Annotated in this window: 17 protein-coding genes and 1 pseudogene; 7 read left to right on the top strand and 11 right to left on the bottom strand. The window is 72.6% G+C overall.

What is annotated here, in order from left to right:
* Positions 1-92: 92 nt before the first annotated feature.
* The gene (locus L0P92_RS12070) at positions 93-1,544 is read left to right on the top strand and encodes a GNAT family N-acetyltransferase (RefSeq protein WP_234762562.1); all 1,452 of its coding nucleotides are present in this window, start codon (positions 93-95) and stop codon (positions 1,542-1,544) included.
* Positions 1,545-1,555: 11 nt separating this feature from the next.
* Here the strand turns inward: L0P92_RS12070 and L0P92_RS12075 are convergent, their stop codons facing one another.
* Positions 1,556-2,767, bottom strand: a complete 1,212-nt coding sequence (locus tag L0P92_RS12075; protein ID WP_234762586.1) for a trans-sulfuration enzyme family protein — start codon at positions 2,765-2,767, stop codon at positions 1,556-1,558.
* Positions 2,768-2,861: 94 nt separating this feature from the next.
* Here L0P92_RS12075 and L0P92_RS12080 point away from each other — a divergent pair, with 94 nt between their 5' ends.
* Together L0P92_RS12080 and L0P92_RS12085 are read left to right on the top strand one after the other, a co-directional pair.
* A complete protein-coding gene (locus L0P92_RS12080) occupies positions 2,862-3,368 on the top strand; it encodes an Lrp/AsnC family transcriptional regulator (RefSeq protein ID WP_234762563.1) in 507 nt (168 codons plus the stop codon).
* Positions 3,369-3,431: 63 nt separating this feature from the next.
* Positions 3,432-5,120: a DUF885 domain-containing protein gene (locus L0P92_RS12085; protein WP_234762564.1), complete on the top strand. Its 1,689-nt coding sequence runs from the start codon at positions 3,432-3,434 to the stop codon at positions 5,118-5,120.
* On the opposite strand, the gene L0P92_RS12090 is transcribed toward L0P92_RS12085, so the two are convergent.
* The 3 genes from L0P92_RS12090 to L0P92_RS12100 form a co-directional block, all read right to left on the bottom strand.
* On the bottom strand, positions 5,121-5,954 hold the full coding sequence (locus L0P92_RS12090) for an SDR family oxidoreductase (protein WP_234762565.1): 834 nt from the start codon (positions 5,952-5,954) through the stop codon (positions 5,121-5,123).
* 139 nt (positions 5,955-6,093) lie between these two features.
* Positions 6,094-6,615: an immunity 21 family protein gene (locus tag L0P92_RS12095; protein WP_234762566.1), complete on the bottom strand. Its 522-nt coding sequence runs from the start codon at positions 6,613-6,615 to the stop codon at positions 6,094-6,096.
* 56 nt (positions 6,616-6,671) lie between these two features.
* Positions 6,672-7,166 (bottom strand): rhodanese-like domain-containing protein, encoded by a 495-nt coding sequence (locus L0P92_RS12100; RefSeq protein ID WP_234762567.1) that lies wholly within the window; start codon positions 7,164-7,166, stop codon positions 6,672-6,674.
* Positions 7,167-7,260: 94 nt separating this feature from the next.
* Here L0P92_RS12100 and L0P92_RS12105 point away from each other — a divergent pair, with 94 nt between their 5' ends.
* Entirely contained in the window at positions 7,261-7,707 is a 447-nt protein-coding gene (locus L0P92_RS12105) for an Lrp/AsnC family transcriptional regulator (RefSeq protein ID WP_062723023.1), read from the top strand.
* A 7-nt stretch (positions 7,708-7,714) separates the two neighbouring features.
* Here the strand turns inward: L0P92_RS12105 and L0P92_RS12110 are convergent, their stop codons facing one another.
* The 4 genes from L0P92_RS12110 to L0P92_RS12125 form a co-directional block, all read right to left on the bottom strand.
* Complete coding sequence (locus tag L0P92_RS12110) at positions 7,715-8,119, bottom strand: hypothetical protein (protein WP_234762568.1); 405 nt, start codon at positions 8,117-8,119, stop codon at positions 7,715-7,717.
* A 79-nt stretch (positions 8,120-8,198) separates the two neighbouring features.
* Entirely contained in the window at positions 8,199-8,810 is a 612-nt protein-coding gene (locus L0P92_RS12115; RefSeq protein ID WP_234762569.1) for a DUF6000 family protein, read from the bottom strand.
* 212 nt (positions 8,811-9,022) lie between these two features.
* A complete protein-coding gene (locus L0P92_RS12120) occupies positions 9,023-10,396 on the bottom strand; it encodes a hypothetical protein (protein WP_234762570.1) in 1,374 nt (457 codons plus the stop codon).
* Between the two features lie 60 nt (positions 10,397-10,456).
* Positions 10,457-12,337, bottom strand: a complete 1,881-nt coding sequence (locus tag L0P92_RS12125; protein WP_234762571.1) for a hypothetical protein — start codon at positions 12,335-12,337, stop codon at positions 10,457-10,459.
* Positions 12,338-12,444: 107 nt separating this feature from the next.
* Between L0P92_RS12125 and L0P92_RS45460 the strand changes: the two genes are divergently transcribed.
* The 3 genes from L0P92_RS45460 to L0P92_RS12140 are packed head-to-tail and all read left to right on the top strand — an operon-like array spanning position 12,445 to position 17,458.
* A complete protein-coding gene (locus L0P92_RS45460) occupies positions 12,445-15,927 on the top strand; it encodes a CHAT domain-containing protein (RefSeq protein ID WP_234762572.1) in 3,483 nt (1,160 codons plus the stop codon).
* A complete protein-coding gene (locus L0P92_RS12135) occupies positions 15,924-16,493 on the top strand; it encodes a hypothetical protein (RefSeq protein WP_234762573.1) in 570 nt (189 codons plus the stop codon). The genes L0P92_RS45460 and L0P92_RS12135 overlap by 4 nt, the downstream gene beginning before the upstream one ends.
* Before the next feature lie 2 nt (positions 16,494-16,495).
* Positions 16,496-17,458, top strand: a complete 963-nt coding sequence (locus L0P92_RS12140) for a hypothetical protein (RefSeq protein WP_234762574.1) — start codon at positions 16,496-16,498, stop codon at positions 17,456-17,458.
* A gap of 36 nt (positions 17,459-17,494) precedes the next feature.
* On the opposite strand, the gene L0P92_RS12145 is transcribed toward L0P92_RS12140, so the two are convergent.
* The 3 genes and pseudogenes from L0P92_RS12145 to L0P92_RS12155 all read right to left on the bottom strand — a co-directional run bounded on the left by L0P92_RS12145 (position 17,495) and on the right by L0P92_RS12155 (position 22,195).
* Complete coding sequence (locus L0P92_RS12145) at positions 17,495-17,998, bottom strand: hypothetical protein (RefSeq protein WP_234762575.1); 504 nt, start codon at positions 17,996-17,998, stop codon at positions 17,495-17,497.
* 47 nt (positions 17,999-18,045) lie between these two features.
* Positions 18,046-21,035, bottom strand: a pseudogene (locus L0P92_RS12150) (AAA family ATPase).
* Positions 21,032-22,195, bottom strand: coding sequence for an exonuclease SbcCD subunit D (locus L0P92_RS12155; protein WP_234762576.1), 1,164 nt, complete (start codon positions 22,193-22,195; stop codon positions 21,032-21,034). Before L0P92_RS12155 ends, L0P92_RS12150 begins: the two are co-directional and overlap by 4 nt.
* Positions 22,196-22,414 lie beyond the last annotated feature (219 nt).

Consider the following 22,414-nt stretch of genomic DNA (forward strand, 5'->3'; position numbering starts at 1 on the left):
TTGAAGAGACGACAAACCCGGCATAAGCCTTCTTTACCGCCCGGTCACAATGCGTTCGTGATCACGCAACACCCTTCCTTCACAGTGGCTGCATGAGTCGAGACATATCTGATGTGACGCGGGCGAAGCACGGGCGCCCCGTGCACCACTGGCGACGCAACGTCATCCACCTGGCCGCCGTGCTCACGGCGGTGGCCGTGGTCGACGGCGTGACGCACCTGACCGGGAAGGGGCCTCACGGGGCGGCGGCGTTGCTGCTGGTTTCCGCGACGATACTGGTCGCCGCGGCGGGGTTGCGCTCATGGTGGTCACGCCGCCACGGTCACGCGCCGCCGACGAGCGATACCGATGCCCGGCCGCCCTCCGCAGAGCAGGCCGGGCCGTCGGAGCAGTCGCGGGAGCCGTCCGCGACAGTGCCCGAGGAGAGCGCGCTGTGGCGGATGCGGACGACGGTGAAGGACGCGCCGGGGTCGCTGGCGGCGCTGTGCACGGCGCTCGCCGGGCTGCGGGTGGACATCCTCAGCCTCCAGACCCATCCGCTGGCCGAGGGCACGGTGGACGAGTTCCTGCTCCGTGCGCCCGGTGGGCTCACGGCGGCCGAGCTCACGGAGGCGGTGTCGGTGGCCGGCGGTGCCGGGACCTGGATCGAGCGGGCCGACGCCCATGACCTGGTGGACGCGCCGACCCGGGTGCTGGGCCTCGCCACCCGCACCGCCCTGGACGCGGCGGAACTCCCGCTGGCCCTGCGGCAGTTGCTGGGACGCTGCACCATCCGTTCGCTGCCGGCGGCGCCCGCAGGGGGCGGCCGGGGACCGAAGGCGGTGCCGGTGGAAGGAGCGCTGGAGGACACCGTGATGCGGCTGCGGGCGCCGGAAGGTGGAGTGATCACCGTGGAGCGGCCGTATCTGCCGTTCACGCCGACCGAGTTCGCGCGGGCGCGGGCCCTGGTGGAGCTGGACGCCCGGCTCGGTCCGCGGGTGCCGCGCAGCCAGGACGTGCTGACACTGCCCGAGGGCCATGACATCACCGTGCGCCGCGCGGACACCGGTGACCTTCGGGCCGCGAAGGAGATGCACGAGCGGTGCTCCGCACGGACGCTCGGGATGCGGTACCACGGGCCGGTCGGTGACGCCGACCGCTATCTCGGTCACCTGCTCAGCCCGAGGTTCGGGCGGACGATCGCCGTGCAGACCGCGTCCGGGCGCATCGTCGGGCTCGGTCATCTGCTGTGGGACGGGGACGAGACGGAGGTCGCGCTGCTCGTCGAGGACGCGTGGCAGCGACGTGGCATCGGGGCCGAGTTGCTGCGCAGGCTGGTGGGGATGGCGGTGGAGGCGGGGTGCGCGAGTGTGTACGCCGTGACGCAGTCGTCCAACACCGGGATGGTCGCGGCGATGCGGGGGTTGGGACTCCCCCTCGACTATCAGGTCGAGGAGGGGACCCTCGTCATCACGGCGCGGTTGGCTCCGCCGGTTCGGCCGGAGGACGGCGCGGTCGAGGTTACGGAGCGAGTGTCGAGCGTCGGTGAGCCGGGGAAGGCCTGAACGTCGTAGGGCTAGTGCCGGGCGGCTGCCGCGGGTTCGTTGTGGCGGGTCGCGCGGTTCCCCGCGCCTCTTTCGGGGCGCGCTCCCAGTGCCTCATCCAGGTCGGCCCACAGGTCCTCCACGTCCTCCAGGCCCACCGACATCCGCAGCAACCGGTCGCTGACCCCGGCGCCCCGCCTGTCGTCCGCGTCCACGATGCGGTGGCTGATGGACGCCGGGTGCTGGATGAGGGTGTCGACGCTGCCGAGGCTCACGGCCGGGGTGATCAGGCGGACGCCCGCGATGGCCTCGTGCGGGTCGCCGTGGACCTCGAAGGCGATCATGGCGCCGCCGATGCGCGGGTAGTGGACGCGGGCGACGCGCGGGTCGGCGGTGAGGCGGCGGGCGAGTTCGGCGGCGGTCTCCGAAGCGGCCCGGACGCGGACGGGGAGAGTGGAGAGGCCGCGCAGCAGGAGGTAGCCGGCCAGCGGATGCAGGACGCCGCCTGTGGCGAACCGTATCTGCCGGAGCCGTCCGGCGAACTCCTCGTCGCAGGCCACCACGCCCGCCATCACGTCCCCGTGCCCGCCGAGGTACTTGGTGGCGCTGTGCAGGACGAGCCGTGCACCGTGCTCGGCGGGGCGCTGGAGTACGGGCGTGGCGAAGGTGTTGTCCGCGAGCAGCGGCACGGATCCGCAGTCGTGGGCCACCGCGCGCAGGTCCACCTCGGCGAGCGTGGGGTTGGCCGGGGACTCGACCATCACCAGGCCGGTGTCCGGACGCAGCGCCTCCGCGATGCCGGCCGGGTCGGTCCAGGTGACCTCCGAGCCCAGCAGCCCGGCGGTGAGCAGATGGTCGCTGCAGCCGTACAGGGGACGTACGGCGACGACGTGGCGCAGGCCCATGGAGGCCCGTACGAGAAGGACCGCGGTCAGTGCCGCCATGCCGCTGGCGAAGGCGACCGCGGCCTCGGTGCCCTCCAGGCGGGCCAGGGCGGTCTCGAAGCGGGCGACGGTCGGGTTGCCGAGGCGGCCGTAGACGGGCGGGCCGTCCGGTTCGGCGCCGGTGGTCGCGAAGGCGTCGATGCGGGCGGCCTCGCCGCGGCTGTCGTAGGAGGGGTAGGTGGTGGACAGGTCGATCGGTGGGGCGTGCAGTCCCTGCCGGGCGAGGTCGTCGCGGCCGGCGTGGACGGCCTCGGTGGCGAGTGCTCTGGATGCGGTGCGTACCTCGTCGTACCCGTGCATACCGGCGTATGCCTCCCTGCTCGCTGGGTCCATGCAGCGGAAGACTGAACAGTGAGCGGGCCTCGCGGGTCGGACTCCGTGTTACGTTCGGCACATGGCCGAATCTGTCGTACTGGATCCGGTGGACCTGCATCTGCTGCGGCTGCTGCAGAACGACGCCCGGACCACGTATCGCGACCTCGCCGTGCAGGTCGGGGTGGCGCCGTCGACGTGTCTGGACCGGGTGACCCGGCTGCGACGTTCGGGCGTGATTCTCGGCCATCAGCTCAGGCTGGACCCGGCCAAGCTGGGCCGCGGGCTTCAGGCGCTGCTGTCCGTGCAGGTCAGGCCGCATCGGCGGGAGTTGGTGGGGCCGTTCGTGGAGCGGATCCGGGCGCTGCCGGAGTCGCTGACCGTGTTCCATCTGACCGGGCCGGACGACTATCTCGTCCATGTCGCGGTCGCGGACATGGCGGATCTCCAGCGGCTGGTGCTGGACGAGTTCACCTCCCAGCGTGAGGTGGCGCGTGTGGAGACGCGGTTGATCTTCCAGCAGTGGGACTGCGGGCCGCTGCTGCCACCCGGCGCGCCGGAGAACAAGCCCTCAGCGAAATCCGGCTGACGCGGGCGGGCACCGGCGAAACCGGGCTGACGCGGTGGCGGTCGCCGTACGAGGATGGCCCGTATGTCTGATACCCACAGCCCGCTGCCCCGTGAGGTCGCCGACGCGTATGTCGACGAGCTCATCGCCCTCGATCCGATCACCGGCACGTACCTCGGTGTGAAGGAGAGTTCGAGCCGGCTCCCCGACCTCTCGCCCGCGGGCCAGGAGGCACTCGCGGAGCTCCAGCGGGCCACTCTCGCGCGACTCGACGAGGCCGAGCGCGCGCCCGGCGCGGACAGTGACAGCGAGCGCCGGTGCGGGCGGCTGCTGCGCGAGCGGCTCACCGCGGAGCTCGCGGTGCACGAGGCCGACGAGGGCCTGCGCTCGGTCGGCAACATGGCCACGCCCGCCCACTCCATCCGTGAGGTCTTCACCGTCACGCCGAGCGGGACCGACGAGGACTGGGCCGCCATCGCCGAGCGGCTGCGCGCGGTGCCGACCGCGTACGCCGGGTATCGCGAGTCGCTCGCCCTGGGGCTGGAGCGCAAGCTGTACGCGGCCCCTCGGCCGACCGCCACCTTCGTCGAGCAGCTCACCGAGTGGTCCGACACGGGTGAGGGCCACGGCTGGTTCGAGGACTTCGTGTCGGCCGGTCCCGAGGCGCTGCGCGCCGAGCTGGACGAGGCCGCCCGCGGTGCGACGGCCGCGGTGGCGGAACTGCGGGACTGGATGCGCGACGTGTACGCGCCGGCGATCGAGGGCGCGCCGAACACGGTGGGCCGTGAGCGGTACGCCCGCTGGGCGCGCTACTTCAACGGCACGGACCTCGACCTCGACGAGGCGTACGCGTACGGCTGGGCCGAGTACCACCGTCTACTCGGCGAGATGAAGAAGGAGGCGGAGCGGATCCTTCCGGGCGCCGGGACGCCGTGGGTGGCGCTGGCGCATCTCGATGAGCACGGCAAGCACATCGAGGGCGTCGACGAGGTCCGCGACTGGCTTCAGGGCCTGATGGACGAGGCGATCGAGAAGCTGGACGGCACCCACTTCGAACTCGCCGAGCGGGTACGGAAGGTGGAGTCCTGCATCGCCCCGCCCGGCGGCGCGGCCGCCCCGTACTACACGCCCCCGACCGAGGACTTCTCGCGCCCGGGCCGTACCTGGCTGCCGACGATGGGCCTGACCCGGTTCCCGGTCTACGACCTCGTCTCGACCTGGTACCACGAGGGCGTGCCCGGCCATCACCTCCAGCTCGCCCAGTGGGCGCACGTCGCGGAGAGCCTCTCCCGCTACCAGGCCACCGTCGGCCATGTCAGCGCCAACTGCGAGGGCTGGGCGCTGTACGCGGAGCGGCTGATGGACGAGCTCGGCTTCCTCACGGACCCCGAGCACCGGCTCGGTTACCTCGACGCGCAGATGATGCGGGCGGCCCGTGTCATCGTCGACATCGGCATGCACCTGGAGCTGGAGATCCCGGCCGACTCGCCGTTCCACCCCGGTGAGCGCTGGACTCCGGAGCTGGCGCAGGAGTTCTTCGGCTCGCACAGCAGCCGTCCGGCGGACTTCGTGGAGAGCGAGCTGACCCGGTATCTGACGATTCCGGGCCAGGCCATCGGCTACAAGCTCGGCGAGCGGGCCTGGCTGCTGGGCCGCGAGCAGGCCCGCGAGCGGCACGGCGACGGCTTCGACCTCAAGGCGTGGCACATGGCGGCCCTGTCCCAGGGGTCGCTGGGCCTGGACGACCTGGTGGACGAGCTGTCCGCGCTCTGATCAGCGCCGGAAGCCGCCCTCGGAGTTGATGACCTCACCGGTGATCCAGCCCGCCTCGTCCGTCGCCAGCCAGGCGATGAGGCGGGCCGGGTCGTCCGGCATGCCCCACCGGCCGGCCGGGAAGGCGGCGGCTACGGCGTCGTACGCCTCGCCGGTCAGGTAGTCCGTGTCCACGGGGCCGGGGTTGACGGTGTTCACCGTGATCCCCTGTGCGGCGAGCGTGGTCGACAGGGAGCGGGTGATCGAGGCGAGGGCGCCCTTCTGGAGGGCGTAGGCGATCTCGCCGGGCATGCCGCCCGCGATGTCCTGGCCGGAGGTCATCATCACGACGCGTCCGCCGGGGCCGGCCGGCCTCAGCCGGGCGTGCGCCTGGACGAGGAGCAGTACCGCGCGCGTGTCGACGGCCCAGTGCGTGTCGAGCATCGTGACGTCGATCTCGTCGAGGGTGCCGTCGGAGCCGCTGACGGCATGGTTGGCGATCAGGATGTCGAGCCGTCCGCCGAGCGCCTCGGCGGCCGTGGCGATCAGTTCGGCGGGCGCGGCCGGGTCGGAGAGGTCGCCCGGTCCGGCGACGACCTGGGCATCGGGGTCACCGACCGCCTCGCGTACGGAGGCGACGACCTCCTCGGGCCGGTCGGCTCCCCAGGGCATGGCGGCGTCGTGCGGCACATGGTGGTGCAGATAGACGCTCGCCCCGTAGGCGGCGAGCCGCCGGGCCACCGCATGCCCGATGCCGGCACGTCTGCTGGCCCCCGTGACCAGGGCGGTCCGGCCGCGCAGGGGCAGGGGGTCGCGGCGCAGGTCTTCGGGGGCGGGGTGCGGGAGTCGGGGCATGACACACCATCATGCGGAACGGCCGGATCCGGCGCACCTGGTTATTCGGGGTACGGCGACACGCCCGCTGGACAAGCCCCCCCCAACGCACGCTGGACAAGCCGCACCCGGCAACTCGGAGCGCGGCAACCACACCCAGCTAGTCGGAGCGCGGCAGCCGTTCCAACTGGACGAGCCCCAGCCATGTCTCCGGTCCGGGCCGGACCTGCGCGGCGCGTACGGCGTAGGCACCCGGTTCCAGGGCCACGCGCAGATGGTCGGTCCGCTCGGTCTCGGGTCCCGGCCAGGCGGAGTCGAAGAGGACCACCGTGCCCGGTACCTTCCAGCGCACCTCGTGTTCCCAGACGGCGCCGGCGAGGGCGGCCGGAACCCGGGCCAGCAGTTCGGCCTCGGAGTCGGCCGCGCACCAGCGTACGAAGACGCCGTGTTCGGGCAGATAGGCGGTCGAGGCGGGTTCGTCGCCCAGCACCAGGGCCGCGCTGTCGCCCACGGGCAGCAGGCCGACGAAGCCGTCGACCTCGCAGGCCCGGTCGTAGTCCGAGGCGGTCTCGTCGCCGTCCGCGCCCGCCCAGAACGGCAGCACCGTCTCCGGTACCGCAATCAGCGGGCCGCCGCCCGACTCCACCCACCGCACCGCGCCCGGTTCCGCGTATCGCACCATGGCAGCAGAACCTACACGCACAGCGGGCTCACCGGTCACCGTGCCCAACTCGCGGATCAGCAGCCGCAGTTCTCCGCGTCCACCGGCGCCGTCAACGGGTCGGCGGCACGCCGCTCGCGGCCCTCCCAGGTCTCGTACGCGAAGCCCTCGCGCGCCCAGTACTCGAAGCCGCCGAGCATCTCCTTGACCTGGTAGCCGAGTTCTGCGAGGGCGAGGGCGGCGCGGGTCGCGCCGTTGCAGCCGGGACCCCAGCAGTACGTCACCACGGGCACGGACCGGTCGAGGAGTTGCTCGGCCTGCTCGGGGATGAGGGCGGTGGGAAGGTGGATCGCGCCCGGGATGTGACCCTGGTCCCAGGACTCGGTGGAACGGGAGTCCAGGACGACGAAGCCGGGGTCGCCGTCGGCCGCGAGCGCTGCGGCGACGTCGGAGACGTCGGCGTGGAAGACGAGGCTCGCGCGGAAGTAGGCGGCGGCCTCGGCGGGGGCGGCGGGCGCGACGCGCAGGACGGGGTTGGCGCTGGCGGCGGTGGCGGTGGCAACGTTCGTCATGCCCATCAACCTACGGCCGGTGATCCACTTCCAGAAGCCACGATCCCCGGCACCCCCCTTGATCCACCGGGGATTCCCCTGCTATCCCTCCCCCATGACCACGTTTTCCCCGGACGCCACCGACTGGCGCATCCTCGACGTCCTCCAACGGGAGGGCCGGGCCAGCTTCGCCGAGCTCGCCCGTGCCGTGTCCATGTCCGCGAGCGCGGTCACGGAGCGGGTGCGCCGCCTGGAGGAGGCGGGCGTCATCCAGGGGTACGCCGCCGTGGTCGACCCCGAGCGGCTGGGGCTGCCGATCCTGGCCTTCGTACGCCTTCGGTATCCGAACGGCAACTACAAGCCCTTCCACGACCTGGTCGCGGCGACGCCCGAGATCCTGGAGGCCCATCACGTCACGGGTGACGACTGCTTCGTCATCAAGGTCGCCGCCCGCTCGATGCGGCACCTGGAGGAGGTGTCCGGAAAGATCGGCACGCTGGGCTCGGTGACGACGAGCGTGGTCTATTCGTCGCCTCTGCCACGGCGCCCACTCGGTCAGTGACCCCGCCTCAGCCGGCGTCGGTGCCCGTGGCTCTGACGGTGATCCGCGCGTAGTCGTACCCGCCGGGCTCGGGCGACGGGTTGTAGGTGATCGTGAACGTCCGCCGCACGTCACCGAAGTGGTCGGAGTACGTCACCTCGGACGGGCTGGTGCGCTTGGGCTCGGCGGTGATGCCGTATGTGCGAAGGAAGTCCTCCACGCTGGAGTCCTGGCCGTCGCCCACCTCGTACCGGAGCACCGCGGTGCCGTCCTGCTCCACCTTCGCGTACGTCGGTATGTAGTAACGCCCCGCGGATTGATGCTGATCGTGGTGCATTCCCGCCGTGCGCTCCACTGCCTCCTGGGGATCGTCACCGACCGGCGTGAGCAGCGCGACGGCTGCCCAAGCGAGCGCGCCGAGTATCAACACCACGCACGGGGCCAGGAATCCGCGTCGTAGTCGTAGTCGTAGTCGTAGTCGTAGTGATGGTCTCAGCCCGTTCAACGACGCCTCACCCCGCCTCGGCGCACTCGTCCACGAAGGCGCAGACCCGGCGAAAGCCGCTCACGTACGAGGCGAGGCCCGTGGTCTCCCGCATGTGCGGGGCGTCCTGGAGCCACTGGGGCCACAGGCCGCCCGGGGCCAGGAAACGGGCGGCTCGGTCCTCCTGGAGGTTCAGGTCGAGGAACAGGAGGGCGCCCATGGCCACGGTCTGGTCGTATGCGAGGTCGGGGCGGCGAAGGTAGCGGTCCAGGTAGGCGACCAGCAGTTCGGAGTCTCGGGGCGTTCCGAAACTGGCCAGGGCCGCACAGTAGGACGGGCCGGCACAGCAGACCTCGCTGGCCAGCAGCAGTTCCCCGAGGCGCTCGCGGAACTCGGTCCGGCGGGACACGGCCACGAGCCATGCCGCGGTCCTCCGCTCCCGCCACCCGCCCTCAAGGAGGGTGGTGATCTCGTTCGCGGTGATGACTGCCGCGTCCGCGCCGAGGTTTCGCACGAATCGGTCGTACTCAGGACCGCGCATGCGCAGCATGCTGCCGCCGAGCTTCAGATAGCGCCGCTCGGGTGTGACATAGCGGCGAACCAGGGCCAGCAGTTCGGGATCCTCGTGGGCTTGGCGCATCACAAGGCCGGTCCTGTCGGGCTGGTGGGCAATGAGGTCCCCCTTCTGGGGATGCGCGAAGAGGCGACGAGGGCAGGATTCGAACCTACGTCCACCCGGGATTAGAGCCGGGCGCTCCTCCGCAGAGCTTCCTCGTCGCCACCGTGATCATTGCCCGGGCCGGTGCGTGGGTCAACCGATTTGAAGGGCCCGCGTGCGTGGATCTCCGCCGGTCACGCCCACTCCTGAGCGGCGGCACGCTTGCCCTTGCCGGAGAAGACGCCTGCCGACCGGAGCGCGCTGGCCATGAGGGGGTCGGCGACGGCGACTCCGTGCACCAGCTCGGGTGTCCGCCGGAAGGCGACGGCCTCGACTGCCGGCCTGGCAGCGGTCCAGGCGCCCGCTGTCGGGTCCACCCGATAGCGGGCGCAGACGGCTTCGACGAGCGAGCGTGGGCATTCCTTCTCGCCCCGGAGGACTTCCCAGGGCAGCGGGAGTTCGGCCCAGACGTAGGTGTCCGGGTGCAGTCCGCCCCCGCTCATGCGGTGCCAGTACGCCACGTCGGCCGCCATCAGGCGCGGTACCTTGCCCGGGCAGATCCGATCCAGGACATGGTCCTGCCCCAGCTCGGTCAGCAGCGCGAACCAGTGGGCCCGGGCCGTGTTCCATGCCTGTGCGGCCTGGTTCCACGTCGACGAGTCGTCACCACGGCGCACGATCATCGTGTCGCGTTCCAGCGGATGCCGGTTCCAGGCGTCCTCCAGCAGACCCGCGACCTGGCGCAGGAATCCGTTCCATCGGACCAACAGCCGTGTGAGGTCCTGGTCGGACACCTGCGCCAGTACTTCAGCCGTGGGGTGCACATGCGCGACCGCGTACCAGCAGGTCCGCTCGGGATGGTTCCGCAGGCGCTGGAACAGGGCCTCGGCGACCTCGTCGTAGACCTGACGCTGGCGGCCGTTGGTGAAGACGCTGCGCATGTAGCCGCGTGCCGTGACGTAGGCGATGAAGGCCGCGGTGTCCGGGTCCGTGGCGAACAGCTCGTACGGGAGGGTGTGGGCGAACGCGCCCTTGCCGGTGATGGTCACTTCGCGGCGGCGCTGCTCGTGGACGAGCCGGGCCAGTTTGGCCTCCATGCGGCGCAGTAGCCGGAAGCGCTTGTTGTACTGGCGTTTGGAGATCTCGCCGAGGCCCGCCGCCGCGCGCTCGTCCCGGTTGAGGCGGTCAAGTCCGAAGTCGTTCTGCCCGTACGCGCGGCCGATCTCCTCACCCGCTCGCCGGATCACCGCCTCGATCCGGGCCGGATCGTCCCCGGTGTCGTCCGGCAGGTCCGGCACCCTCGTGAACAGGCTTGCCGCGCGGGCGAGCTGGCGCTGTGCGCCCACGGGGCGGGCGAATTCCTCCCACATGGAGGTGTAGCCGTGCCAGAGGTTGCGCAGCGAGTGTTCCGCAGCCTTGGCGAGCGCCGCCTCGGTCGCCGTGTCGAGGTCGGAGCCCAAAGCGGCGTACAGATCCTGGATGAGCCGGGCCACGTCCTCCGGACGCTTGCGCAGGGTGAGGGTGGCGTGCAGTTCATGGAGGAGCTGTGCAGATGTGGGCGACGACATGCGCCTCACCTTGTCATCGCCATGATCAGGGCTCCACTGCTTTATCCGCGCACTACGGCACTACGTGCTCGCGCGCGTGCCGCCCAGTTCACGGTCGAGACGAAGTTCGGCCGTCACCATGGCACTTCGGGCGCCCTCGGCGAAGGACGGGAAGGCGATCTTCTCGGCGGCGAGGGCCCTGCGGAAGTCGGGAGTGGTGCGCTCGGGAATGTCTCTCGCGGCGGTCACCAGAGCGCGGGCGGCGGCGGTGCGGTGGGCGTGGTGCGCCGAGGACGCCCGGATGACGAGCAGGAGTCGGCGGATGACCGGGGGGAGGTCGTCCGGGATGTCGGCGAGCAGGGCGGCGGCGGTTTCGTGTTGGCCGCGGCTGGACAGCCGGTCGGCGGCGAAGACGCGCACGACGGCGGCGTGGGACGGGGCGTCGATCGCGGCGTAGTGGTCGGCGGCCTGGTTCGCCGCGGCGACGGTCCCTTCGAAGTCGTCCAGGTACTGGGCCACTTGGCTGCGGTGGGAGGCGACGTCGGCCCGGGCGACCTGTTGTGCTCGGTGCAGGCCGGTCCCCGGTCCGTATCGCGTGGGCGGGAAGGCGGCGTCCACGTGGTCCAGGATCTCCTCCGCCAGGCTCAGCAGCCCGGCAACGGCCCTGTGGTCCAGTCTCACCCGGCCGCCCCAGGGCAGGTGTACGTACACGCCCGCGGTGGCGACCGACGACTGGGCGCTGAGTTCGGCCAGTGTCGCCGCCATCCGCGGTAGCGAGTAGTCCCAGGGGCGCGGGATCAGCCATCGCCTGCGCCGGTAGAAGGTGTCGGTCACCCATGCCTTGAGCACGCCCTCCCGATGCAGGGGGGTGGCGTCGAGCAGGATGAGCACGTCCGCGACGTGACGTGTGCTGTAGGCCGCGTAGAGGGCGGAATTCGCGCCGTAGGCGAATCCGGCGACCAGAGCCAGGGTGGATGCCTTCGTCAGCTCCGGCGTCGGGTGGAACACGCCGCCGACCAGGTACGGGAAGGTCGCGGCGACCAGCATGATCTGGGGGATGCCGTAGAAGAACCGCATCGAGCGGTTGAGCAGCCAGGCCAGTCGCCGCCCGTCGAAGCGTGGCGTGACCAGGGGGGCGATGACCGTGGCGAGGATGGCGAACAGGGCCACACGCCACTCGTCGACCGACGGGTGGGCGGCCCACCACCGTGCCAGGGACTCGCCCAACGGCCCGTATGCCACGACCAGAAGAGCGAGGAGCACACCGAGGTCCGTCATGCGGGCGAGCCGGCGATGCGGCATCAGCAGCGGGCGCCGGGCCAGGTCGTAGGCGAGGAGTGTCGCCCCCATGATCAGCGCGCAGACGATCCTCGCCTTCAGGTCCTCGTCTCCCGAGGCCGGGATCAGGAGCACCAGCAGGAGAGGGACGACGCACACCAGCCTGGCCGTCACTCCCCAGAACACGTCGGAGGGGCCGGGGAACGTGGGATGCATCCCGCCCGGCAGCGTCTGGATGCGCCAGCGCACCGCTCGCAGTTCCGACCGCCACAACGCGTCCGGCGAGGCCGGAGTCCTCGGCTCGGGGCGGATCCCGCGCAGGGCCGCGCCGACCAGCAGTGGGGAGACGAACCACGCGAGCACGCTCGTCCCTCCGCCGCCCAGGGCGAACACCGCGGCGGTGGCGAGGCCGGTGGTGGCCAGGCCCGCCAGTCCCGCGACCAGGCCGGCCGCGAGCGGGATCAGCGCCGACCGCCGGGCCAGTTCGGTCACCAGATCGCCGAAGGGTCCGGAGGCCGACACCAGGGCGAGCGCCAGCACCAGGTCGAGGGCGTAGAGGCGCGGTCCCCGGCGAATGGGCGCGCGCACCTCGCGCAGCCGCAGCAAGGCGTACACGACGCCGGTGCCCACCAGTAACGCCCGTACGAGCTCGGTCGGTTCCGAGCCGGTTGTCCCGACGGCCACGTACGCCTCCCCCGCTGGACTCCTCACTCGTCCGATCGTCAGCAACGTACTGGTCTTATTGTGGGCCTGACAGTGGGTCGGGGATGATGAGCCTCGTGGGACGCGGCGTGCGACACATCCTGACCCTGTCGGCAGGCGTGCTGCTCGGCTTCACGGGGATGGCCGAGGACCTCGGCGGCAACGCGCTGGGGCTCGTCCTGCTCGTCGTCTTCGCGGTGGTGACGGGCTTTTGGGCCCCTGAGCTCGCTCTGGGGTACGCGGTGACCGCCGCGATCCGGGACTCCGACCCGGGGTTGCCGGTGTGGTGGGTGCTTCCGGCGATCGGCGCGTTCGCCGTGCGGCTGCTGGCGGCCAGCGATCCCGGGTGGCGGCTGCGGCAGCGGTTTCGGTATCACAGCCGTCTGAAGGCCGAGTTGTCCGGTGTGCCCGGCCGACCGGTGGAACCGGTGGGCCGACTGGTGTCGGCGGTGTCGTGGCTGCTGGTGTGGCTGCCACTGTCGGCGGCCGTGGCCGTGGTCGTCCTCGGCAGTCCGCTGCACCCGGCCCTCATGCTGGCCGCGGGCGGGCTGGCGACGGCGGCGTGCTGGGCCGGTCGAGCCGCCACGCGGGCGATGAGCCGCTATGACCGGCGCGGGTATCTGACCGTCGACATCGGGACCCACCTGGGGCTGCTGCTGGTGGTGACGGCCGATCCCGACGCGCTGCCCCGTGACGCGTCCGACTTCGCCGTCACCACCCTCGCGATGGTGTTGACACAGGTGCTGGTCACCACGGTGCTGAGCTGGCCGGCGAGGTGGGCCTGGCCGGTGGCCCGGGGCGTCGGCAGCATCGTCGGCGGGACCTGGCTCGCCTATGCCTGCGTGGTGCAGCCCTCGACGCCGGCGGCATGGGCGTCCATCCTGACCTCGCTGGGCGCACTGGGTGAACTGACGGCACGTCAGATACCTGCGGACGCCTCACCGCTGTGGTGGACCAGGGTGCTGTCCGCGCAGAACTTCCGCCGGGACAACACGTCCTACGACGCCCATGTCGCACAGGCCTGGCTGAACGACGAGGTACGCAGCCCCACCGGTCTCGCGCTGCCCCACACCATGGCCGCACTGGCCGTGGTCTGCCTGACCGGCCGGTACGGCAAATACCGTTGGCCGGAGTACGCGCAACGCCGCTGGCCGCCCGCGGACGCGGCGATCTCCGAAGGGAAGGCCTGGCTGGACGCGGCCGACGACCTGGTCGACGCGGCCGAGCCGTACGCGGCGCCGGACGCCGTCGTCCGGGCACGGGCGGACTGCGCGCTCAGCAGGGGCCAGGTGCTGGAGGCGGAGGCTAACTGGACGGGAGCCGAGGCCGCCTATCGCACGGCCGCGTCCGGGTTCACCGAGGCGGGACTGCCCGACTTCGCCGCCCTCGCCAGGCTGTTCCGGGCCCGAGTCCTGGCCGAGCGGCTGGACCGTGTCGCCGAGGCGGAGACCGAACGCGGTGCCATCGCCGCCGACTCCGCGCTGCTCGCGCCGACGCGTCGATGGGCGGGCGCGAAACTGCCCGAGTTCGAGGACCACCCGGAGTACCGGAAACTGGAACGGGCCGCCGACCGGCCGCCGATCATCGACCTCGGTCGACGCACGCCTCCCTGGTCACCCCTGGTGTCCGCGGCGCCGCCGGTCACCGCACCGGCCGAGGCCGGCGGCATCGCCCCCTCCCTCATGCCTGCCGACGGTCCGGCCCAGCGGCTGGTGGACCGGGGCATGGAGCGCTGGCGCCGGGGCCGGCACGCCGAGGCCGCCGAGGACCTGCGCACCGCCGCCGAGCTGCTGGAACGCAACTCCCAGCAGTTGATCGCCATGGACGTCCTGATGGAGCTGGCCAGGGTGCAGACGGACGTCGACCCGTCGGCCGCCTTCGACACCCTGGAGGTGGCGCTACGGCTGCAGGAACGCTTCCGCGACGAGGTCGTGGACGAGCGTCTGCGGTTGCGGATCAACGGCTGGTTCGAAGTGCTGCACACCCGGCAGATCGCCCTGCTGGCCACCGCGTCCGGGGCCGGGTGGCCCGAGCGGCCCGCGGTGGCCGCGTTCGACCTGGCCGAACGGGCCCGGTCGCGTCTGCTCCTCGAGCAGCTCGGGGACACCGCGGATCTGCGTGCGGACGCCCTGCCGACGGCGTTGGTGCGCCGTGAGCGCGATCAGCTGGCCGAGGTCCGACGGCGGCGCGCGGCCATGGGCACACCGGGCGAACGGGTCCGGGCGCTGGCCGCGGTGCGCGCGGCCCGCGAACGACTGGCGGAAACCTGGAGGGAGGTGGCCGCCACCGGCGCCGGCGGCGCGGAGTACGCCCAGATGCGGCGCGGCGACCCGTTGCGGTTCGCGGAGGTGGAACCGCTGCTCGGACAGGCCCTGCTGGCCGAATATCACGTGACGGAGGACGCGGTCGTCGTGCTGCTGGCCCGCGCGGGCGCGGTCGAGCCGACGATGGTGCGGGTGCCGCTGGCCCGTGCCACGCTGGCCCGCGTCGTGGGTGACGTGTTCAGCGCGGTCCACACCGCCGAGCCCTCCGACTGGCAGGTGCTGAGTCCGCTGGTCGAGCCGCTGGTGCGGCACAGCTCGCCGGGGCAGGTGATCTGGATCGTGCCGCACGACGTGCTGCACGGTGTGCCCCTGCACGCCTTCGAGGCCGACGGCGAGCCGCTCGTCGCACGCAACCCCGTCTGCTACACCTCCGCCGCCGCCGTGATGCGCTACTGCCAGGCGAAACGGCGCACCTCGGCGAGCGGGTCGGTGGTGCTGGCCGACTCCCGCGCCGAGCAGCCGTTGTCGCACTCGCGCGCCCAGAGCGGCCTGCTGTGCACGTTGCTGGACCGCCCCACCCGGCTCGTGGGCCCGGACGCGACCGTCGCCCGGATGACGGCGGCAACGCGCGGCGGCGTGTCGGTGCTCCACCTGGCCTGTCACGGCGAGTTCGACGCCGAGCGGCCCGCACGATCCCGTGTGCTGCTCGCGGCGGACGGCTCCGACGACGGCCTGCTGACGGCCGAACGCATCCTGGGCATGGAGCTGTCGGCGGACCTGGTCACCCTCAGCGCCTGCCGGAGCGGGCTCGCGCATCGCCGACCGGGCGACGAACTGTTCGGTCTGACAAGGGCGTTGATCTACGCGGGCGCCTCGGCGGTGCTGGTCAGCCTGTGGGCGGTGGACGAGGTGGCCACCGGGCTGCTGATGTACTCCTTCTATCGGGCCAGGCGGGCCGGCGAGGGCAAGGCCGCGGCGCTGCGCACGGCCCAGCTCGCCGTCCGGGAGGCCACCCTCGCGGAGGTCGTCGGCTACTGCACCCGCGTCGGCGGTGAACACCGGGTGCTCGCACGGGAGTTGGCGGACGCCCGGTTCCGCGCCCGGGACTTCGCCGCCGCCGCGGACGCCTACGCGGAGCTGCTGGAATCGTCCGACGGCGACAGCGAGGACGACCGGAGGCTACGGTCGGCGCTCGCGAGGGCCACGCTCGCGCGGCAAGGACACGCCGAAGGGCCCGACCACACCAGGAGGATCTATGCGCACCCCTATCACTGGGCCGGATTCGTGCTGATCGGAGACTGGCGTTGAGGCCCACGGATCCGGTCGCCAAGCATGCCGACCATGACATCGCCGTCCTGCCCGCCGAGCTGACCCCGGCCGAGGCCAGGGCACTGCTGACGGGCGTCGCAGTGGTCGTCGCCGACGACGGCGGCGTGCTCGGCACCGTGACGGCCGCCGAACTGTCCGGCGTCGGCGCCGGCACCCTGGCCGACTGGCGCGAGCTGCCCCCGGCGATCGAGGTGGACGCCGACCTCGCCCTAGTGGAACTCGCCAACTCCCCTGCCGTCACCCTCCTGTTGCTGGGTGTCCCGCGCTTGGTGCTCATACGTGACGGCAAGCCGGTCGCCGTACTGGCGGTGTCGCGCGTGGCGGAGTACCTCGCCTCGGGCGAGCATCCGCTGCCCGGCAACGAGATGGGCCCGATGGGTGCCTCCGCCGACGGCGCGCTGCCCGGCCGGATCCGGCTCGCCGCGGCACACGTGGCCTGCGCGGAGTGCGGCCACCGCAACGCGCTCGAGTACTGGAACCCGCGCAGACCACCACGGTGCGCCAATCCCGATCGTCCTCCGCACGACCTCACGCTGGAGGGCTGACCGTGCTCGGCGCCGTCGTCGGGGAGACCAGCGGCCTGTTCGACCGCCGGTTCCTGCTCAACGCTCTTCTGCCGGTCCTCATCACCCTGAGCCTCCTCGCCGCGGTGGTCATCGGCACGCTCACCGACCCGGGCAGGATGCTGCGCGAGTGGAACGGCCTGGACGCCACCGTGCGGGTGCTCGCGGGCACCGGAATGGTGATCGTCGCCGTGGTGATCGCGGCTGTGGTGTCCGGACGCGCGCAGTCGCTCGTCCGCTGTTACGAGGGACTGTGGCCGGGACGGCTCGGCCGTGCCGTGACGCTGCCCGGCCGCCGCTGGCACCGGCGACGCGCCCGGCGTCTCGGCTTCGACCGAGCGGCCGCCGACTATCCGCCCGACGCGCGGGACATCATGCCCACCCGTCTGGGCAACATCCTGCGCGCCTGCGAGAGCTACCCCTACGAGCGCTACGGCCTGGACGCCGTGCTCACCTGGCCACGGCTGTTCCCGCTCCTCCCGGACGGGCTCACCGCGACGCTCACCGCGGCCCGCGCGGAGATCGAGTTCCATCTGACGATCTCCGCCCTGGCGGCGTTCTTCGCGGCCGGCGCGGGCGGGTGGCTGGTCGCGGTCGACGCCCCGGCGTGGCTGTTCCTCACCTGCTACTGGGCCGGCGCCGCCACGGCCTGGCTCACCTATCGCGGCGCGCTGGCACCGGCCCGCTCGTACGGCGAACAGGTGCGGGTCGCCTTCGACCTGTACCGGCGGGAACTGCTGACCCACTTGGGCGTCGAGGGCGCGGAACGCGAGCAGTGGGCGCGGCTGAACCAGTTCTGGTACCGCAACGTCCCGCTGGACGCACCGCTCCTGCCGGAACCCGACGACGACGGGCCGGAGGAGCCGTCGGGGCCGGCCGTATCGCTGCAGCTGCTCACCTGGACGCTGATCGTCTCGAGCGGCCTCTTGGCGGTGTGGCTGCGCTGAGCCGCCCGCACCGCGGGTCGAGGACCTGGCCGTCGATCACCCGGCGGGTTCGATACGCAGGACAGCGGCGGCGGCACGGACGTCGACGACCTCCAGGCTCATGGCGTCGTTGATGGTCGCGGTCGTCCCCTCGTCGCAGCTCAGCCCGACGCCTCCGCCGCCCGCCGAGGACACGCCGCCGCCACCGGAACAGCCCGCGACGCTGTACCCCGACCCCGTCAGCGGCGCGACCATCTCGACCCCGCGTCCGGTGATCGCCGTCACCTCGATCGGCCCGAGGCCGTACCTCTCCGGCACGGTCACCACGTCCCCCACCGCGACCTCGATCTCGCACGTACCGTCGGCACACGGCCCGGTCGGCGAGGGCGACGCCGTGGGTGACGGAGTGGGGTCGGGCGCCGGTGGCCGGGAGCCGGACGCGCCGGGCCGGGCCTCGGCGGGAGACCTGTCCGGGGAATCCGAGGAACACGACGAGAGAGCGGCGACCACGGCGGCGACAGCAACGGCGACGACGACGACCGATGACGTTCTACGCATCATGGCCGCCATGAAACCCCACCCCGACCGGGACCCGTCCCGGCCCGGCCTCACGCCCCCCGCTGCCGCAGCGCCGACCCCGACCGGCCCTTCACGACCTCCAGCTGCGCGTGGATCCGCCGCCGCAGATCGGCGACATGGCTGACGATGCCGACGCTGCGGTCGCGTTCGCGCAGTGAGTCGAGGACGTCGAGGACCTCGTCGAGGGTCTGGTCGTCGAGGCTGCCGAAGCCCTCGTCGATGAAGAGGGTGTCCAGGCGGACCCCGCCGGCCTCGTCGGTGACGACGTCCGCGAGGCCGAGGGCGAGGGCCAGCGAGGCGAAGAACGTCTCGCCGCCCGACAGCGTCGCCGTGTCCCGCTCGCGCCCGGTCCAGGCGTCGACGACGTGCAGCCCGAGCCCGCTGCGGCCACGGCCGGCCCGGTCGTCGGAGTGGACGAGGGTGTAACGGCCGGACGACATGCGCTGCAGGCGTACGGTCGCGGCGGCGGCGACCTGTTCGAGACGCGCCGCCAGCACATACGACTCCAGGCGCATCTTGCGTTCGTTGTCCGCCGAGGTGCCAGCGGTGAGGCCGGCGAGGCGGGCCACTCGGTCGTACTCCTCGCGCAGCGGGGCGAGTTGGCGTACGGCGGCGGCCGCCCGTGCGGACAGCCGGTCGAGTTCGGTGCAGCGCCGGGCGGCCGCGTCACGCGCGGAGGCGGCGTCGCGGGCCCGCTGGGCCGCCGCGGCAGCGACCCGCTCGGCGGTCGCCACGTCGGCGGGCGCCTGCTCGGCGGCGGCCGCGGTGTCGGCTTCGGCGAGGACCGACCGTACGGCGGCCTCCTCCGACTGCCAGGCGTCCAGCCGCCGTTGGAGTTCGCGGTGCCCGGCGTCGTCGAGGAGCGCGGCGGCCGCGGCCTGCGGGGTGTCGAACCCGGCGCGGAAGGCGGCGTCCGCGAGGCGGGCGTCGGCGTCCTTGAGCCGCTGGGCGGCGTCGTCGGCGGTGCGCGCGGTGTCGGCGGCGTCGGTGAGGAGCTGGGCCTGCCGCTGGAGTTGGGCGGCCCGTGCGGCCACGCTGTCGGCGGCGCCCCGGGCCTCGGCCAACTCCGCCTCCACAGTGGCCCTTTCCCGGTCGAGGCGCTCGCGGTGCCCGACCCGGGAGGCCACCCTGACCGCCGCCTGCTGCCGGTCGGCGGTCCGCCGCTCGTACTCCGCCTCGGCCCGGCGCAGCTCCTCGTGAGCCGGGTGCAGGGCGGACGCGTCCCGGCGCGCCTGCGCGTAGAGGCGCTCCAACTCGTCGCTGTGCGCGGCCAGTTGCCCGGTCGGTGTGTCTCCGGCCTCGGCGGTGGCGGCGGCGAGCGCCTCGCGTACGACGCCCAGGTGACGTTCCTTCTCGGTGTGCCGCTCCTCCGCCTGCTGGTAGGCGGTCAGCGCGTGTTCCTCCGCTTCCCGGTCCACGTGTCCGGCGTCCTTGCGGGCGGGGCGGGGTGGTCGGTGGCGCCGCAGACCGCGCAGGGTGCGCCGTCCTCCAGTTGGGCGGCCAGTTCGGCGGCGATGCCGTTGAGCCGCCGCTCCTTGACGTCGAGCCAGTGCGCCTTGGCCGCCAGGGCCTCTTCCTGGGCGAGCCGGGCCTGTTCGGCCGCCGCGTCCGTGTCGCCGGCCAGCTGGTCGCGCAGTCGTGCGGCGCCGAGTCTCCGCTGGGCGGGCTCGCGCTGTACGGCGAGCTGCTCGGCGCGGGTCGCGGCCTGCTGGGCGGTGTCGATACGGCTCTGGAGCGCGGCACGGCTCTCCTCCCACCCGGCGAGCCAGTCCTCGGCGTCCTGGAGCAGGCCCTCGTCGGCCCGTTCCTGCCGGTCCAGCTCGGCGCGCTCGCCGACGAGGTCGGCCAGCCGCTGCTCGGCGCGGCGGGCGGACTCCAGTCCGCCCAGTTCCTCGGCGGCCCGGCGCGCGGCGGCGGCGAGTCCGGCGGCCCCGGCTTCGGCGAAGGTCTCCGGCAGCAGTCCACGCGCGCGTGCCTCGGCGCCGGCCGCACGCCTGTGCTCCTTCTCGGTGGCCTCGCGCAGCTCCAGCGCGGGTGCCACGGCCTCCGCCTTGCGGGCTCGCTCCATCCTGACCTGCGCGTGCCGATAGCCGTCCGCGCGCTCGTCGAGCACCCGGGCCCGTTCCCGCGCGTCGGCGAACCGCCGCTGGAGCCGGGCCGTTTCGCGTACGTCGTCCAGGGCACGGTCGGCGGCGGCCTGCGCCGATTCGGCGGCGAGGAGGCGGCAGTGGGCGACGGTGGCCTGTTCGCGGGCGGTGCTGCGGGCGACGGCCGCGGCGCCGAGGACGGTGTCGGCCAGGCCCGGCTCGCCCGGTGCGAGGTCGGGCAGCGCCATGGCGTCGCCCGCCGCCTGCTGCATCCGGTGCGCGTCGGCGAGCAGCGCGGCGTCGCCGTCGCGCACCTGGGCCTCGGTGGCGCGGCGGCGCTCGGCGAGGCGTTTTTCGACCTCGGCGAAGCGGTGGGTGTCGAAGAGGCGGCCCAGCAGTCTGCCGCGGGCCTCGGCGTCGGCGCGCAGGAAGCGGGCGAAGTCGCCCTGGGGCAGCAGCACGACCTGGCAGAACTGCTCGCGGCTCATGCCGAGGAGCTGGGTGATCTCCTCGCCGATCTCCTGGTGCGAGCGGCTGAGGTCCTTCCACGTCCGGGCCTGCGGGTCGTACTCGCGCAGCCAGCTCTGCGCCTTGTCGAGCGTCGTGCCCGTACCGCGCTTCTTCGGGCGCTCCCAGGGCGGCTGCCGGGTGATCTCCAACCGGCGTCCGGCGACGGTGAGTTCGAGGCGGACCTCGGTGCGGGTGCCGGCCGCCGCGTGGTCGCTGCGCAGGTTCATGCCCTGGCCGCTCTGGCGGGCGCCCGGCACCGAGCCGTAGAGCCCGTAGCAGACGGCGTCCAGGACGGAGGTCTTGCCGGCGCCGGTGGGTCCGTGCAGCAGGAACAGGCCGGCCAGGGACAGCGCGTCGAAGTCGACGCTCTGAGAGCCGCCGAAGGGCCCGAAGGCCGTCACGTCGAGACGGTGGAGCCTCATCGCGCCACCTCCCGAACGGCCTCGTCGGCCCGCACCGCGTCGAAGGCGTCCCGCAGGACGCCCTGTTCGTGCTCGTCGGGTCCGGCGCCGCGCACATGCGCCACGAAGTCCTCCGCGATCTCCTGGTCGCTTCTGCCCGCGAGCCGCCGCGCATAGGACACGTCGGGGTCGTCGGGCGCCCGCTCGGGGTCGAAGACGAGGCTGAGGGTGTGCGGGAAGCGTTCGGCGAGGCGGGCCATCGGGTCGGCCGGGCGCACCGTGTCCGTGAGCGTGGCCTCGACCCATGCCTCCTCGTGCCGGGCGAGCCCGGGGTCGGCGAGCAGTTCCTCCAGCGTCCCCCGGATCCGGGCCAGCGCGCGCGGCACCGGACAGTCGACGCGTTCGGCGGTGACCGCGCCGTCGGCGTCCAGGTCGACGAGCCACATGCTCTTGCGGTGGTCGGCCTCCGAGAAGGAGTACGGCAGGGGCGAGCCGGAGTAGCGGACGCGTTCGGTGATGGTCTGGCAGCCGTGCAGATGGCCCAGTGCCGCGTAGTCGACGCCGTCGAAGACCCCGGCGGGCACCGCTGCCACCCCGCCGACGGTGATGTCCCGCTCGCTGTCGCTGGCCTCGCCTCCGGTGACGAAGGCGTGCGCGAGGACGACGGACCGCGTGCCAGGCGGGCGTGCGGCGAGGTCGGCGCGCACGCGGTCCATGGCGGCGGCGAGCACGGCCTCGTGTCCGGGCCTGTCGACCCCGAACTCGTCCTTGACCAGGGCGGGTTCCAGATACGGCAGCCCGTAGAAGGCCACGTCACCGAAGTCGTCCGGCAGCACGACCGGCGTACCGCACGCCGCCGCCTCGGTCCGCAGATGGATGCCCGCGCGACCGATCAGCCCGGCTCCGACACCGAGCCGGCGCGCCGAGTCGTGGTTCCCGGAGATCATCACCGTGGGCACACCGAGGTCGGCGAGCCGGTGCAGCGCGTCGTCGAACAGCTCGACCGCGGCGAGCGGCGGCACCGCCCGGTCGTACACGTCCCCCGACACGACCACCGCGTCCACGCCGCGCTCCCGCACGGTCGTGACCAGGTGGCCGATGAACCCGGTCTGGGCGCCGAGCATGTTCACCCGGTGGAAGGCCCGGCCCAGATGCCAGTCGGACGTGTGCAGAATTCTCAAGACGCCGCTCCGACCCGCACGCTTCCCCCTACTTCACCCCTGGACCCGGCACCGAACCGGCACGGTCCTCGCTTTCCGCACCGACCACGCTAACGCCTGTCGGCACCTGGACCATCACAGGCTTCGGACCGTCATAGGCATCTGTTGTCAGATATCGGCAGATGTCCGGGTACCGGAGTCGAGCGACCGGCACAGCGCCGACACTCGGCCGGGTCCCCG

The sequence above is a fragment of the Streptomyces muensis genome, assembly GCF_021474425.1.
Taxonomy (GTDB): Bacteria; Actinomycetota; Actinomycetes; order Streptomycetales; family Streptomycetaceae; genus Streptomyces; species Streptomyces muensis.

Bases quoted from the DNA above. Each gene is read 5' to 3' on its own strand.
- L0P92_RS12070 (WP_234762562.1), top strand. From the start codon at position 93: ATGAGTCGAGACATATCTGATGTGACGCGGGCGAAGCACGGGCGCCCC.
- L0P92_RS12075 (WP_234762586.1), bottom strand. From the start codon at position 2,767: ATGCACGGGTACGACGAGGTACGCACCGCATCCAGAGCACTCGCCACC.
- L0P92_RS12080 (WP_234762563.1), top strand. From the start codon at position 2,862: ATGGCCGAATCTGTCGTACTGGATCCGGTGGACCTGCATCTGCTGCGG.
- L0P92_RS12085 (WP_234762564.1), top strand. From the start codon at position 3,432: ATGTCTGATACCCACAGCCCGCTGCCCCGTGAGGTCGCCGACGCGTAT.
- L0P92_RS12090 (WP_234762565.1), bottom strand. From the start codon at position 5,954: ATGCCCCGACTCCCGCACCCCGCCCCCGAAGACCTGCGCCGCGACCCC.
- L0P92_RS12095 (WP_234762566.1), bottom strand. From the start codon at position 6,615: ATGGTGCGATACGCGGAACCGGGCGCGGTGCGGTGGGTGGAGTCGGGC.
- L0P92_RS12100 (WP_234762567.1), bottom strand. From the start codon at position 7,166: ATGACGAACGTTGCCACCGCCACCGCCGCCAGCGCCAACCCCGTCCTG.
- L0P92_RS12105 (WP_062723023.1), top strand. From the start codon at position 7,261: ATGACCACGTTTTCCCCGGACGCCACCGACTGGCGCATCCTCGACGTC.
- L0P92_RS12115 (WP_234762569.1), bottom strand. From the start codon at position 8,810: ATGCGCCAAGCCCACGAGGATCCCGAACTGCTGGCCCTGGTTCGCCGC.
- L0P92_RS12120 (WP_234762570.1), bottom strand. From the start codon at position 10,396: ATGTCGTCGCCCACATCTGCACAGCTCCTCCATGAACTGCACGCCACC.
- L0P92_RS12145 (WP_234762575.1), bottom strand. From the start codon at position 17,998: ATGATGCGTAGAACGTCATCGGTCGTCGTCGTCGCCGTTGCTGTCGCC.